Raw genomic sequence first — 14,266 nt, 5'->3', positions numbered from 1 at the left:
GGACCGTCACCGCATCTGACGACCGTCACCAATACTGAGGAGCCAACACAGTGTCCCAACAGGCCGTCGGCGACCGCGGACGCCTGCGCACCGCGCGCGCCCATGGGGTGCTCGCGGTGCTCAGTGCGGCATGCGTCTTCCCGATCTACTGGCTGTACGCCACGTCACTGCGCCGCCCCGGCGACATCTCCTCGCTGTCGCCCCTGCCCTGGCCGCTGTCGGTGCAGAACTACACGGACGCGGCCCGCCAGGTCGAGGTGCTGCACCTGCTGTTCAACACCCTGGCGATGGCCTCGTTCATCGCCCTCGGCCAGCTGCTCACCGGGCTGCTCGCCGCGTACGCCTTCGCCGCCTGGAACTTCCCGCTCAAGCGGCTGCTGTACGTGGCGTTCGTCGGGACCTGGCTGGTGCCGTTCCAGGTCACCATGCTGCCGAACTATGTGCTGCTGATGCAGCTCGGCCTGCTCAACACCCTGGTGGGCGTCGTCGTCCCGACACTGTGCTCGGCGCTCGGTGTCCTGCTGCTGCGCCAGCACCTGGAGAGCTTTCCCAGGGAACTCCTGGAGGCCTCCGCGATGGACGGCCGCTCGTCCTGGACGACGCTGTGGACCGTCGTGGTGCCCAACCTGCGCTCCGCGCTGGCCGCCCTGACGGTCGTGCTCTTCGTCAACGCCTGGAACGAGTACTTCTGGCCGGCCATGGTGATGCAGCGCAGCAACGCCGTGCTCCAGCTGGGCCTGCGCAGCTTCATGGGCACCGAGGGCACCGACTGGGGCCCGCTGATGGCCGTTTCCGGCCTGGCGTGCCTGCCCGTCTTCGCGCTGTACCTCGTGCTCCAGCGCAATATCGTCAACGCGTTTGTCCGCTCCGGGCTCAAGTGAGCCCCGAATGCCGGAGGGGCGGGGACCACACTGTGTGTGGTCCCCGCCCCTCCGGCGTTGCGGGCTTCAGACGGTCAGCGTTTCCAGGAACCGGGTGTCGTGCTCTACCGCGCGAAAGCGCGGGTGGTCCAGGACATCGGAGAGGAACTCCGTGGTGGTGGCCACGCCGGGGCCCTCGACGTGGGTCTCGGCGAGCGCCCGGCGCATGCGCGCGATCGCCGCGTCCCGGTCCGGGGCCCAGACGATCACCTTCGCCAGCAGCGAGTCGTACAGCGGCGGAACCTGATAGCCGGGCCCCACATGCGTGTCGACACGGACGAACGGGCCCGAGGGCAGCACGCACTCGGTGAGGCGTCCCGGGGCCGGCGCGAACTCGCGTGCCGGGTCCTCGGCGTTGATCCGGCACTCGATCGACACACCGCGCGGCAGGACGTCCTCCTGCCCAAACCCGAGCGGCTCGCCCGCCGCGACACGCAGCTGCTCGGCAACCAGGTCCACCCCGGTGACCATCTCGGTCACCGGGTGTTCGACCTGCAACCGGCAGTTGACCTCCATGAAGAAGAACCCGCCCGCGCGGTCGACGAGGAACTCGAAGGTGCCCGCGCCGACGTACCCGGCGGCCCGGGCACCGCGCACCGCCGCGGCCGCCATCTCGTCCAGCAGTTCGGCGGGCAGCTCGGGCGCCGGGGACTCCTCGACGAGCTTCTGCTGACGCCGCTGCAACGAGCAGTCGCGGGCGCCGAGGTGCACCACATTGCCGTGGGTGTCGGCCAGCACCTGGATCTCCACATGCCGTGCCGAGTCCAGGAACCGCTCCACATAGAGACGGTCGTCGCCGAACACCGCCTGGGCGCCGGTCCTGGTCCGCAGCCACGCGCCGGCGAAGTCGGCAGGGTCGCGGACCACACTGATCCCGCGGCCCCCGCCGCCCGCCACCGCCTTGAGGATGACCGGGTAGCCGATGCGGTCGGCGAGCGCCGACGCCTCGTCACCCTCCAGCGGTTGGCGGCTGCCGGGGAGCAGCGGCAGACCTGCCTCGGTCATGATGGCCCGTGCGCTCGCCTTGTCGCCCAGCTGCTCCATGACCGAGGCCGGAGCGCCGACAAAGGTGATTCCCTCGGCCTCGCACACCTCGGCGAAGTCCGGGTTCTCGGAGAGGAATCCGTACCCGGGGTGGATGGCGTCCGCCCCGGTGGTCCTGGCCGCCTCGATCACCGCGGGCACGTACAGATAGCTCGCCTTCGCCGGGCCGGGGCCGATCTGCACCGACTGGTCGGCGAACCGTACGACCGCCGAGTCGCGGTCCGCCGCCGAGTGCGCCGCCACGGTGCCGATGCCCAACTCGCGGCAGGTGCGGGCGATCCGGAGCGCGATCTCGCCCCGGTTGGCGATCAGTACCTTCTTGATCATGACTGCGGCTCAAGCACGATCAGCGGCTGGCCGTGCTCGACCGCCGTGTGGTCCGCCACCAGGATCGCGGCGACGCGGCCACCCTGGTCGGCCTCCACGGGGATCATCAGCTTCATCGCCTCGATGATGCCCACCTGGCGGCCGGGCTCGACCACATCGCCCTCCACGACGAAGGGCTCCGCCCCCGGTTCGGGGGCGCGGTAGAACACCCCGACCGTATGGGCGCACACCCGGTGGCCATCGTCCTGACGTGGCGCCGTCGGCGGGTCCTCCGCCACCCCGGCCGCCGGGGCGGCGGGCGGCAGCGCCACGGCGGCCACGACGGAGGCCACCGCTGACGACGGGGCCGTGTCCCGCCACTCCACCTGCACGGACAGCTCGCCCGCGGTGACCCGCACCAGACTGGGTGGCCGGGTCTCCCGCGTGGACAGCGCCACCGCCTGCGCGCACAGCACACCGACCACCCGGTCCACCTCCTGCGCCGTGACGAAGGCAGTGCCGCCCTCACCGCTGTTGGTCGTCGCGCTCATCGTGCGTTCTCCTTCTCGACGGGATCGTCGTCCAGCACCACCGACGTGCCGGCGCCGAATTGGCGGAACCGGGCGCGCCGAGCGGTCACCAGGGTCATCTGGTCCAGCGGGAGCAGCCCGGCCAGGCTGTCGGCCAGCGCGTCATGCAGCGCCCGGGCGGCGGCCAGGTGATCGGTCTCCGCGCCGTCGCCGGGCTCGCGGACCACGCCGTCCACGATGCCCAGGGCCAGCAGGGAACGGGCATCCACCCGCAGCGCGGCGGCGGCCTGGGGGGCCGCCGCGGGGTCCTTCCACAGGATCGAGGCGCAGCCCTCGGCGCTGATCACCGAGTAGACCGCGTTGGCGCACATCAGCACGCGGTCGGCGAAGGCCAGCGCCAGCGCGCCACCGCTGCCGCCCTCGCCGGTCACCACGGCCACCACCGGAACCGGCAGCCCCGCCATGAGCTTGAGGTTCTCCGCGATGGCCACCGACTGGCCGTGCTCCTCCGCCTCAATGCCGGGGTAGGCCCCCGCGGTGTCGACGAAGGTGACCACCGGGAGGCCGAGCTTGCCCGCGAGCCGCATGACGCGGGCCGCCTTGCGATAGCCCGCCGGGGTCGGCATGCCGTAGTTGCGCGCGGCCAGATCCCGCGCGGTGTGCCCCTTCTGCGTGCCGATGACGACGACCGACGTCCCGTCGAGCCGGCCGAGACCGGCCACCAGCGCGGGGCAGTCGGCGTAGGCGCGGTCGCCGTGCAGCTCGGTGAAGTCCGCCAGCAGCAGCCCGATGTAGTCCAGGGTGGTGGGGCGGCCCAGGCGGCGGGCCGCCTGCACACATTCCCACGGGTCGCGCTCCGGCAGCCCGGCCGGGTCGCGGATCACCGCGACCCGCTCGGCCGGCCGCTCGTGCGGTTCGCCGTCGGGCCGTCGGTTGGCGACCGACAGCAGCCGCCCCAGAGCAGAGCGCAGCTCCACCCGCGGCACGATCATGTCCACCACGCCGTGCTCCAGCAGGAACTCGGCGGTCTGGAAGCCGGGCGGCAGCGTCTGGCGGATGGTCTGCTCGATCACCCGGGGTCCGGCGAAGCCGAGCCGGGCGCCCGGCTCGGCCACGATGACGTCGGTCAGCGTCGCGTACGACGCGGCCACGCCGCCGAACGTCGGATCGCTGATCAGCGTGACGGTCAGGATCCCGGCCTCGTCCAGCTGGCCGAGCGCCTGGCTGGTCTTGGCCATCTGCATCAGCGAGACGATGCCCTCCTGCATCCTGGCCCCGCCCGAGGCGGTCACCACAAGCAGCGGCGTACGCTCACGCAGCGCGATCTCGCACGCCTGGGTGACCGCCTCGCCGACGTTGGCGCCCAGGCTGCCGCCGAGGAAGCGGAAGTCCATCGCCGCGACCACCACCGGGTTGCCCTCGATACGGCCCCGGGCGCACAGCACCGCGTCCGGCATACCGGTTTTCGCCCGGGCGTCCCGCAGCCGGTCCGTGTACGGGCGGCTGTCCGTGAACCCCAGCGGGTCGCTGTCGGACACGGCAGTGTCCAGCAGGCGCGCCGACTCCGGATCCAGCAGCTGTTCGAGGCGCTCGGCGGCGGTGAGCGGGCCGTGCCAGCCGCACTCCGGGCAGACCCGCGCACCGCGCGCGTACCGCTTGCCGTACAGCATCGCCGAGCACCGGCCGCACACCAGCCAGGCCGCGGGCCCGGCCGAGAGGGTCGCCGTCATCGCGGGTCCTCGTGGTCGCCGTCGGCCAGGGGGGCCGGCACATACGTCGCACAGTCCGCGGGCAGCCGCACACCGGCCAGCCGCAGCTGGCCCGCCCGGGCCGCGAAGGCGGCGCCGCGCATGAGGTGCGTGGCGACCTCGGCGACGGCGCGGTTGGCGGGCGCGGCGAGGTGCGTGCCCGCGACCCACTGGTTGAACGCGCCCATGGCCGGCCCGCACCAGATCTGATAGTCCGCCATCCGTTCGGGCACGCCGCGGATGCTCCAACCCGAGGACAGCCCCAGGTACCAGCGGAACACCAGCGCCATGCGGCGCTTGGGGTTGCCCCGCGCGCGCTCGATCTGCTCCGGGTCGCGCTCGGTGAAGAACCGCGTGCAGTCCTCCCACACCTCGTCCAGCGGCCGCTGGAAGACACGCTTCTCCAGCTCGGCACGCTCGCTCTCCGCGATGGACTCGATCGAGTCGTGCGTCCGGTACACCTCGTACAGCCTGCGCGCCCGGCCGGGGAACATCGTGCCCCGCTGGAGCACCTGGACGTCCACCCCCATCTCGAACATGTCGGCGGACGGGGCCATGACGCAGTCGGCCACCCCGGCGGCGGCGAGCAGGTCCTTCGCCGCCGGGGACTGATCGGTCTCGACGCAGGCCTGATTGACCGAGCCGGTGACCACATACGCGGCGCCGAGCGCGAACGCGGCCGCGGCGGCGGTGGGAGTGCCGATACCGCCCGCCGCGCCCACCCGCACCGGGCGCGGGTAGGCCAGCTCACGCTGGATCCGGTCGCGCAGCGCGATGAGCTCCGGCAGCAGCACCACCAGCGGGCGCCGGTCGGTGTGGCCGCCGGAGTCCGCCTCGGCGGTGATGTCGTCCGCCATCGGCACCCGCAAGGCCAGCTCGGCCTGTTCCGCGGTGATCGCGCCGGACTCCGCGAGGGAACGCACCATGCCCTCGGGCGCCGGGCGGAGGAACCGCTCGGCCACCTCGGCCCTGGAGACCTTGGCGATGATCCGGTTGGCGGCCACCACCCGGCCCTCCGTGTCCCGGGAAAGACCGGCGGCCCGGTAGTGCACCACCTGCGGCGTCAGATCGAGGAACGCCGACGCCTCGACGCAGCGCACCTGGTGACGCAGGCACAGCTCCACCACGGCCCGCTCCATGGCCAGTTCGTTCGGGCTGTGGATCAGGTTGACGGCGTACGGCGCGCCCGGCACCGCCCCGGCGATCCGGCCGAGCGCCGCGTCGACCTTGTCGGTCAGCACCCCGGCCGCGCCGAACGAGCCGAGGAAACCGGCCCTGGCCAGGGCGATCACCATGTCGGCCGACGCGATGCCGTTGGCCATGGCGCCGCCGTGGTAGGCGTGGCCGACCCCGTGCGCGGCGCGGAACGCCGGGTCGCCGAGCGACTCCGGCGGCAGGGCCGGCACGGCGGCCAGCACCTGCGCCCGGCGGGCGAGCCCGGCGTCGGTGGTGACACCGACGCCGACCTCGTCGCGCACGACGAAGACCGGACGGTCCAGCAGGTTCAGCTCGCGGTAGATCGCCGCGGAGTCACGGGCGGTCCCCGCCTCCCGGTCGGTCGGTGTCACCACGGTGCCGCTCCGTTCTCGCGCAGTTCGACGGCGATGTCGGTGAGTTCGTAGATGCGCAGCCCCGGCTTCCACATGCTGGCGTCGGCGGTGAGGCGCAGCCGCCCGGACTTGCGCTGGACCTGCTTGACGTGCACCTCCAGCGTGGAGCTGCCGTCGGTGGGCAGGAACTGGCCCCGGTACTTCCAGGTGAACGGCACGCCGACCGGCAGCACAAAGCCCGGGTCGCGCATGCCGTCGGCGAGCCCGGAGTCCAGCAGCCACTCCTGCATCGCCTGGATGACCGTCTCGACCCCGAGCGACCCGGGGATCACCGGGTCCAGGTGGAAGTGGCGGGCGAAGAACCAGTCCTCCGGGTCGATCGTCCGCTCGGCGTGCAGATAGCCCTTGCCGTACTGGCCGCCGCCGTCCACCACGGTCAGATCGTCCAGCAGCGAGAGGTGGTCGCGGGAGCAGAGCGGTGCGGCCGGGTCGGCACGCCGGGCGGCCACGTCGAGGGTGCGCATGCCGGAACCGGGGTTCTGCTCCAGCCAGGTCGGCACCGAGCGGCCGGCGTCGAGACCGGTCTGGTTCGCCAGCGCCTGTTCGCTGAAGTAGCCGAACAGGGTCTCCCCGGCATAGAACGGCTCACCGTCCGCGCTGAGCGTGTAGGTGAAGCTCTGGAGCGTCGAGCCGGGCATGTCGGTGGTGCCCACCAGCGCCGAGTCCTGCCGGATGGTGGTGTCCCGCAGGTCGACCTCGCGCAGCACGGTGGCCGTGCCGCCGAGGTTGCGCAGGCTCTGCGTCTCGTCCGGCCGGCTCAGCGTGGCGCCGAGGTGGTAGCCGATCAGCAGTGCCGACTGGAGGGAGGTCTCCATGTAGACGCAGTTCGGCATGGACGCGTTGGCGGTGTCCGCGTAGTACCAGGAGTCGGCGGGGGAGTCGTACTCGGTCCGGTATGTCGCGCTGTCGAGCTTGCCGCGCTCGCCCTGCAGCGTGACGATCCGGTCGACGAGCAGCAGCCCGCCGGTGGGAATCCGGGTCGCCTTGATGCCGGTGTAATGGGCGAACTCCGGGCCGAGCGCGATGCCCTGGTCGCCCCGGGCGAGGTGGGCGAGCTGGAACTCGCTCAGCAGCACCCGTTCGCCGAGGGAGCTCATGCGGCCCAGCCACCTGGCGGGGAAGCCGCCGCGCTCGGGGCCGACCGGCACCCCGGGCCGCTCGTGCAGGGCGACCGCGACGTCGGTCACCAGCGTCCCGCCGCAGCGGGCGCGGACCCGCAGCCCGGGCCTGGGTACCAGGTCGATCCACTCCACCTCGACCTCGACGGCGTCGTCGCCGTCCGCTTCCGCCGACTGCTCGATCCGCGTGACCTGCGGGTCGACGCGGACGAACCGCGCGTCGGCGAGGCACAGGTGCAACCCGGTGTACAGGGCGAACACCTGGGCGGCCTGCACGGCCGCGTCGACCGGGTCGGCGCCCGGTACGCGGCGCGCCAGTACCCGGCCGCGGCGGCCCGCGCCGCCGCGCAGCTGAAGAGCCGTCACCTCGGCCAGCGCGAGCTCCGCACCGGCCGCCAGGCGGACTTCGGGGTTGCAGTCCTCCTGGTCGTACCCGGCGCCGAAGACCTCCGCGAGGTCGCCGACGGCCAGCCGCCGCAGCTCCGTGGCGCCCAGCCGGGTCACCGCGGAACGGGCCAGGGGCTTGAACGCTGCCTCGTCGGACACCCGGACCAGCACGCCGGAGGCGGCGGCCCGGCCGGGCAGGCCCAGCAGGCGGCGCTGCAGCGCCGCCTGCGCGCGGAGCGCGCCCGAGTGCGCGCTGACCAGGACCGTTCGCAGTTCGGCGAGGGTGGAGGCGGCCGGCGGCGCGCTCTCGGCCGGGGCCGGGACGGCCTGTACGGCCGCCTCTTGGGTGTGGGGTGAAGCCGGTTCGGGCCGGGCCACGGGGCCGGGCTCGGGCGCGGCGTCGTGCCGGGGAGCCGGCTCGGGCGGGGGAGTGGTCCAGGCGACCGCGTCGAACGGCTCGCCCACGAACTCCAGGACTTCGGTCATGACGCGCTCGTCTCCTCCTGGCCGGCCGGCTGGTGCCACCGCCGTACCGACTCGCGGAACTTGTCCGTCATGTCCCTGGTGGACACGACGCTGACGTCGGCGAAGCGACACAGCACCCGGCCGTCCGCCGTGGCCGCGGTGGCGGTCACCGTGACCGCGCCGGCCGCCTGCCGCGCCTCGTCCAGCACCAGGACGAACGGCTCGTCGTCGGGCAGCGGGGCGAACCACTCGGCCCGGCCGATGCCCAGCGGCAGACAGGCGCCGCCGAGCAGCTCCTTGCCCAGCACCGGCGGGCCCTGGAGCAGGACGTCCGCGAGAACCGGGCTGTGCAGCCGCCCGTGGTACGCCCCAGCGGCCACGTCCGCGTCGGCGAGGCGGCACAGCAGCACCAGGCGGTCCGCCGAGCGGGCGAGCACCCGGCGCATGCCCTGGAGGCGCGGCGCGTGGAACTGGGTGGCCTCGCGGTAGATCTCCAGGGCGTCCTCGGGCCCCTCGGTGACCGGCGGGACGTCGATGACCGGCGCCTCGGGCGTCTCCGCCGAGAGCAGGAACGTCCCCGCGTAGTGCGAGACCAGAGGGCCGGCGGCCGACTGGCTGCGCACCGCGGCCCGTACGAGCACCTCGTCGCCGTCCGGGGCACCGGCCTCGGCCTCGACGCGGTAGCCGCCGTGCGGCGCCCCGTCGAAGACGATGCCCTTGTGCACCTGGAAGTCCAGGGCCCGCACGACCCGCAGGCCCGGGTGGGCCCGCTCCACGACGCCGACCAGCCAGCCGAGGCCGAAGGTGGCGGGGAGCACCGGGTGGTCGCCGATCCGGTGTGCCTGAATGACCTCGTCGGCCTCGACGCCGGCGAGGTCCCGGTGGGCGGCGAACGCCGGAGCGGCGACGGACTGCCGACCGCCGAGGGCGGTGTTCTCACCGACCAGCACGCACACCTCGGCGGAGGGCGGCCCGGTGAACTCCTCGACGAACGCCCGCGCGCCGACCCGGGGATCGAGCAGCGGGATGCCCCGGGCGGTGAACAGCTCCCGCAGATCGGGAGTCACCATGCCGGCGTCCCAGGCACCCCAGTCGATGGCGGTGCCCCGCGCGTCGGGATGCGCCTGCCGCCACCCGGCCGCGAACCGGCACAGTGCCTCGTTCGCCGCGGCGTAGTCGGCCTGTCCCGGGTTGCCGAGCAGGCCCGCCACCGAGGTGAACAGCACCAGGTGGCGCAGCGCGGCGCCGTCCAGCGCGTCGAGCACATGGCGCAGCCCGTCGAGTTTGGGCGCGAGGACCCGCTCGATCTGCTCCGGTGTCTTGTCCGGCAGCAGCGCGTCGGCAAGTACACCGGCGCCGTGCACCACGCCGGTGATCCGGTCGCGGTGTCCCTCCAGCGCCGTGCGGACGGCAGCCTGGTCGGTGGTGTCGACGGCGAGGTACTCACCGCGGTCGCCCAACGCGGCCAGCGTGGCGCGGATTTCCCGCTGGGCCAGCAGCCCGCCGTGCACCCGCTGCACCTCGCGCGGGGTGGGCCGGCCGCCGTCCGCGGCGAGACCGGCGATCACCGCGGGCTTGAGGTCGGCGTCGGCGACTCCGGCAGCCCAGTCAGGCTCGGGCTCCAGCTCGGTGCGGCCGAGCAGCAGGAAGCGGGCGGGCGCGTGCTCGGCGAGCGCGCGGACGCACTCGGCAGTCACGCCCCGGGCGCCGCCGGTGACCAGCAGCAGATCCGCCGCGGTCAGCGCGGTCGCCCCGAGGCCGCCGTGGGAGTCCACCGTGCTGACGCGGCGCGCCTCGCCGTGTGTGCCGGGCACCACCGTCCAGCGGGCCCCGTGCTCGTCGACCCCCACCTCAAGGGTGTCCCGGGCCGCGTCGCGGATCTCGGCGAGTGCCGCGGCGGTGAACTCGGCCCCGGACCGGGCCGGGTCGATGTCGATCGCCCGGCAGAACAGCGCGGGCCGCTCGGCCGCCAGGGTCTTCACGACCCCGCCGACACCGCCCACCAGGGACCCGACCGCGCCGCGCCGCCCGTGCAGGCCGAGGCCGCCGTCGAGCCGGGTGACGGTGACGAACCCGGCCCGTCCGTCAGCGGGGTTGAGCGCGTCGGCGGCCTGCCCGGCGATCAGGATCACACCGGTCAGCCGCTGCCGCGCCGCCGCCCAGTCCTCGGCCGCGTCGACCAGCGTGACGCACAGGTCGACACGGTCCGCCAGCGCCTCGGCGGCGGCTGCGGCCGTCGGTGCCGCCCTGCGGACCGTCCAGCCCTGGTCCGCCAGGGCGGCGGCCAGCGCGTCGCCGTCGGCACCGCCTTCGTCGAAGAGCACCGCGACCGGCTCCGCCGGGTAGGGCCGCTCGATCACGTCGACCGCGGGCAGGCCCACGAGCTCGACGACGTGCCGGGGCGCGCGCGCCCCGGCGTCACGGCCTTTTGGGTCGACATCACCCTCTCCGGCCAGGTAGTCGGCGATCTGATCGACTGTTCGCAACTCCCCGAGCTGTTCCAGCCGGATCTCCGGCACGCCCGGGATCCGCTCCTGGATGGAGCCCAGCACCTGGACCCGCTTGATGGAGTCGACGCCGAGGTCGGCTTCGAGGTCCATGGTCGGGTCGATCATGTTCGCCGGGTAGCCGGTCTTCGCTGCGATCACCTCGACGAGCACAGTGCGTACGTCGTCGACGCCGGCGGAGCCGCCGTTCGCCGACGGCTCGGCGGGGGCCGGAGCGGGCTCGGGGACGGCGACTGGGGCGGGAGCGGGCGTGGTGGCCGGGGCCGGGGCGGGAGCCGGGGTCGGCGCCGGTGCCGGTGCCGGGACGGCGAGTTCGGGCCGCGCGGGCGCGCCGAGCAGCTCGGGGAACTCCGCGTCGAGGGCGCCGGCCGTCACGGGCCGCGGCGCGGCGGTGTACGCGCCGTTGGGCACCCCGGCGTCCAGCTCCGCCAGGGTGGCCAGGATCTCGCTCGCCCGGGCGTGGGCCCGGCCGATGGCGACGCTCTGCTGGGCGACGGCGGTGAGGGCCTCCGGGGTGTGCGGCTGGGCGGGCTGCCGCAGCGCGCCGGCCACCTGGTCCGCCACCTGCAACTGGCTTTCGAGGTACAGGGTGTGCAGCGCGAGATGCTGTTCGAGCGGATTGTGCACGGTGTTCTCCAGTGAGGCGACGGTAGGTGTGACGGGGACGGGCAGACGGGTGCTCGGCGCGCCGCTCGCGGGCAGCGGTCGAGCGTCTCCGGACGGCACCGGCGCCCCGTTGGCCGGTGCCGTTTCCACAGCGGCCGGGGCGGACGGCTCGGCCATCGGGGCCGGGACCCGGTAGCCGCTCTCCAGCGCCTCCCGGTACGCCGTGGCGCGCTCCTCGGGTACGTACTCGGGCGCCGACAGCGAGACGGTCATGCCGCCGGGGGCGGCGGGCTCGGCCGGCGGCTCGGCGTACCGGTTGATCTCGGCCAGCGGGACGCCGAGCACCGCGAGCCGCACCGCGGCCTGCTTCAGCGCCGTGTCGCTGTCGCCGAGCGGGCCGCCGTCGGTGGCGAAGGCGTGCACCTCGTCGCCGAGGGTGCGGCGCACCAGCTGGGTCAGCACCTGCTTGGGCCCGAACTCGACGAAGACGTTGACCCCGGCCTCGCGCATCGACCGCAGCGCGGCCACGAAGTCCACCGGCTCCAGCAGCTGCCGGACCAGGGTCTCCGCGTTGCCCTCGGCGTCCGCGCCGTACGCGGCGCCGGGGGTGGTGGCGTGCACCGGCACGGCCGGCTCACCGACGCGCGCCGCCGCCACGGCCGGGCGGAAGGCGTCCACCGCGTGCGCGACGTAGCGGGTGTGGAACGCCGCGGAGACCGGCAGCAACCGCGCGGTGACCTCCTGGCCGGCGCAGACCTCGACCAGCCGCCCGACATCCTCGGTGGGACCGCCGACGACCACCTGGTCGGGAGCGTTGTTGTTGCAGATCACCACATCGGGGAAGTCCTTGAGCAGCTCGGTGACCTGCTCGCGGCCGGCCTGCACGGCCGCCATCGTGCCGGTGTCCTCGTCGCCCACCGGGGCCATGGCGGTGCCGCGCGCCCGGGCGAGCGTGAAGTAGTCCTCATCGGACAGCGCACCGGAGGCCCACAGCGCGGTCAGTTCGCCGAAGCTGTGCCCGGCGAGTGCCGAGCAGGACAGGCCGAGCTCGGCGAGGTAGCGGAACTGACCGGCCGACAGCGCGCCGATCGCGGGCTGCGCGTGCTCGGTGCGGCGCAGCGACGCCTCCTGGCGCTGGCGCAGCTCGGCGTCGAACACCGGCGGCGGGAAGACCACCTTGCCGAGCCGGGTCTCCGCGCCGGAGAAGGCGGCGTTGGCCTCGTCGAAGGCACCCGCGACGACCGGGTTGTTCAGCGCCGCGTCGAGCCCCATGTCGAGGTACTGGCTGCCCTGCCCGGCGAACAGCGCGCCGACCTTCACCTCGGGCGCGGCCCGGCGGCGGAAGTACACGCCCCGCGGGTGCGTCCACTCCTCGGCGGCCGGATCGGCGGCGAGCTGCTCGACGGCCAGCGCGCGCAGGTCGGCCGCCGTCTCGTCGTCCGAGGCGACGAAGCCGGCCCTGGCGTGCTCGGCGGGGAAGTCCGCGGCGTCCGAGGACGGCGCGTCCGAGCGCAGCAGCTCCAGCAGGGCCGATGCGTCCGGGGCGTGCCACAGATGCGCCCGCGCCGTGCGGTGCAGCACCCGCCGTTCCTTCCACTCCGCCGGCCGCTCTTCGAGCACGATGTGGAAGTTGGTGCCGCCGAAGCCCATCGCGGAGACGCCGGCCCGGCGGACGGGCCGGTGCGGGTCGAGGATCCACGGCCGGGTCTTGACGTTGACGTAGAACGGGGCGTCGGCGAAGTCGACGGCCTTGTTCGGCTCGTCGACGTTGATGGTGCTCGGCAGCACCTTGTGATGCAGCGCGAAGGCGAGCTTCATCAGGCTCGCCGTGCCGGCCGCGCCCTTGGTGTGCCCGATCTGCGACTTCACACTGCCCAGGGCGGCGAAGTGCTCCTCTTCGGAGGCGTCGCGCAGCAGGTCGCTCAGGGCGCTCAGCTCGGTGCGGTCGCCGACGGCGGTGCCGGTGGCGTGCGCCTCGAACAGCTCGACCGATGCGGGGGAGCACTCGGCGTCGGCGTACGCGCGGTCCAGCGCGACCCGCTGGCCCTCGGCCCGCGGGGCGTAGATGCTCTTCGACCGGCCGTCGCTGGACGAGCCGATGCCCCGGATCACCGCGTAGATCCGGTTCCCGTCCCGCAGGGCGTCGTCCAGGCGGCGCAGGGCGACCATCCCGATGCCCTCGCCGAGCAGGGTGCCGTCCGCCTCGTCGGAGAACGGGCTGATCCGGTCGCTCTTCGACAGCGCCCCGACCTTGGAGAAGCACATGTAGATGAAGATGGTGTTCTCGGTGTCCACTCCGCCGGTGAGCATCATGTCGGCCCGGCCGTCGACCAGTTCGGCCACCGCGAGCCGGATCGCCGACAGCGACGCGGCACACGCCGCGTCGACCGTGGTGTTCATACCGCCGAGGCCGAGGCGGTTCGCCACCCGCCCGGCGACCACGTTCGCCAGCAGACCGGGGAAGGAGTTCTCCTGCCACGGCGCGAACGCCTTGACGTACTTCTCGGCGATCTCGGAGGCGTCCTGTGCGGTCAGCCCACAGCTGCGCACCACCTCCTTGAGCACCGGGGTGGACAGCCGCGCGGCGAGCGGGTGCATCAGCGGCACCGGGCCCGTGGTGCCCAGCACCACGCCGGTCCGGGAGGCGTCATACCAGCCGGACTCCGGGGCGCCCGCGTCGTGCAGCAGGTCGCGTGCCACGCCGAGGCTGAGGGTCTGCATGGTGCTGGTGACTTCGAGCTGGTTGGGCGGCAGCCCGAACTCCAGCGGGTTGAAGTCCACGTCGGGCAGGAACGCGCCGCGCCGCGAGTAGGTCTTGTCCGGCGCGTCCGGGTCGGCGTCGTAGTAGTCGTCCAGACGCCAGCGCGACTCCGGCACCTCCTGGGTGCAGTCGGTTCCGTCGACGACGTTCTGCCAGTACTCGCGATGGTTGCGCGCCATCGGGAACAGCCCCGATGTGCCGACGATGGCGATCGGGGTGCGGGCCAGCCGCCGGTCGGCCAACTCCTCGCTCATGTCTTTCCTT

7 protein-coding genes are annotated in these 14,266 nt (G+C 73.6%); 1 reads left to right on the top strand and 6 read right to left on the bottom strand.

Annotated elements, in window-relative coordinates; genetic code table 11:
• The first annotated feature begins 50 nt into the window (after positions 1-50).
• Positions 51-881: a carbohydrate ABC transporter permease gene (locus AB0C46_RS14680; RefSeq protein WP_362828178.1), complete on the top strand. Its 831-nt coding sequence runs from the start codon at positions 51-53 to the stop codon at positions 879-881.
• Between the two features lie 66 nt (positions 882-947).
• Here the strand turns inward: AB0C46_RS14680 and AB0C46_RS14675 are convergent, their stop codons facing one another.
• The 6 genes from AB0C46_RS14675 to AB0C46_RS14650 are packed head-to-tail and all read right to left on the bottom strand — an operon-like array spanning position 948 to position 14,256.
• Positions 948-2,291 carry an acetyl-CoA carboxylase biotin carboxylase subunit gene (locus AB0C46_RS14675; protein ID WP_362828177.1) on the bottom strand — a complete coding sequence of 448 codons (1,344 nt, stop codon included), beginning with the start codon at positions 2,289-2,291 and terminating at the stop codon, positions 948-950.
• Positions 2,288-2,821: a biotin/lipoyl-containing protein gene (locus tag AB0C46_RS14670; protein ID WP_362828176.1), complete on the bottom strand. Its 534-nt coding sequence runs from the start codon at positions 2,819-2,821 to the stop codon at positions 2,288-2,290. Before AB0C46_RS14670 ends, AB0C46_RS14675 begins: the two co-directional genes overlap by 4 nt.
• Positions 2,818-4,530, bottom strand: a complete 1,713-nt coding sequence (accD, locus tag AB0C46_RS14665) for an acetyl-CoA carboxylase, carboxyltransferase subunit beta (RefSeq protein ID WP_362828175.1) — start codon at positions 4,528-4,530, stop codon at positions 2,818-2,820. The genes AB0C46_RS14670 and accD overlap by 4 nt, the downstream gene beginning before the upstream one ends.
• Positions 4,527-6,119, bottom strand: coding sequence for a PfaD family polyunsaturated fatty acid/polyketide biosynthesis protein (locus tag AB0C46_RS14660; RefSeq protein WP_362828174.1), 1,593 nt, complete (start codon positions 6,117-6,119; stop codon positions 4,527-4,529). The genes accD and AB0C46_RS14660 overlap by 4 nt, the downstream gene beginning before the upstream one ends.
• Positions 6,113-8,149 (bottom strand): beta-hydroxydecanoyl-ACP dehydratase, encoded by a 2,037-nt coding sequence (locus AB0C46_RS14655; protein WP_362828173.1) that lies wholly within the window; start codon positions 8,147-8,149, stop codon positions 6,113-6,115. Before AB0C46_RS14655 ends, AB0C46_RS14660 begins: the two co-directional genes overlap by 7 nt.
• Complete coding sequence (locus AB0C46_RS14650; protein WP_362828172.1) at positions 8,146-14,256, bottom strand: SDR family NAD(P)-dependent oxidoreductase; 6,111 nt, start codon at positions 14,254-14,256, stop codon at positions 8,146-8,148. The genes AB0C46_RS14655 and AB0C46_RS14650 overlap by 4 nt, the downstream gene beginning before the upstream one ends.
• Between the last annotated feature and the right edge of the window lie 10 nt (positions 14,257-14,266).

Source organism: Streptomyces sp. NPDC048637 (assembly GCF_040650675.1).
GTDB lineage: Bacteria > Actinomycetota > Actinomycetes > Streptomycetales > Streptomycetaceae > Streptomyces.
Note: the sequence above shows the minus strand (reverse complement) of the source record. Positions and strands in the feature narration are given on the sequence as shown.

Bases quoted from the DNA above. Each gene is read 5' to 3' on its own strand.
- AB0C46_RS14670 (WP_362828176.1), bottom strand. From the start codon at position 2,821: ATGAGCGCGACGACCAACAGCGGTGAGGGCGGCACTGCCTTCGTCACG.
- AB0C46_RS14650 (WP_362828172.1), bottom strand. From the start codon at position 14,256: ATGAGCGAGGAGTTGGCCGACCGGCGGCTGGCCCGCACCCCGATCGCC.
- AB0C46_RS14655 (WP_362828173.1), bottom strand. From the start codon at position 8,149: ATGACCGAAGTCCTGGAGTTCGTGGGCGAGCCGTTCGACGCGGTCGCC.
- accD (WP_362828175.1), bottom strand. From the start codon at position 4,530: ATGACGGCGACCCTCTCGGCCGGGCCCGCGGCCTGGCTGGTGTGCGGC.
- AB0C46_RS14675 (WP_362828177.1), bottom strand. From the start codon at position 2,291: ATGATCAAGAAGGTACTGATCGCCAACCGGGGCGAGATCGCGCTCCGG.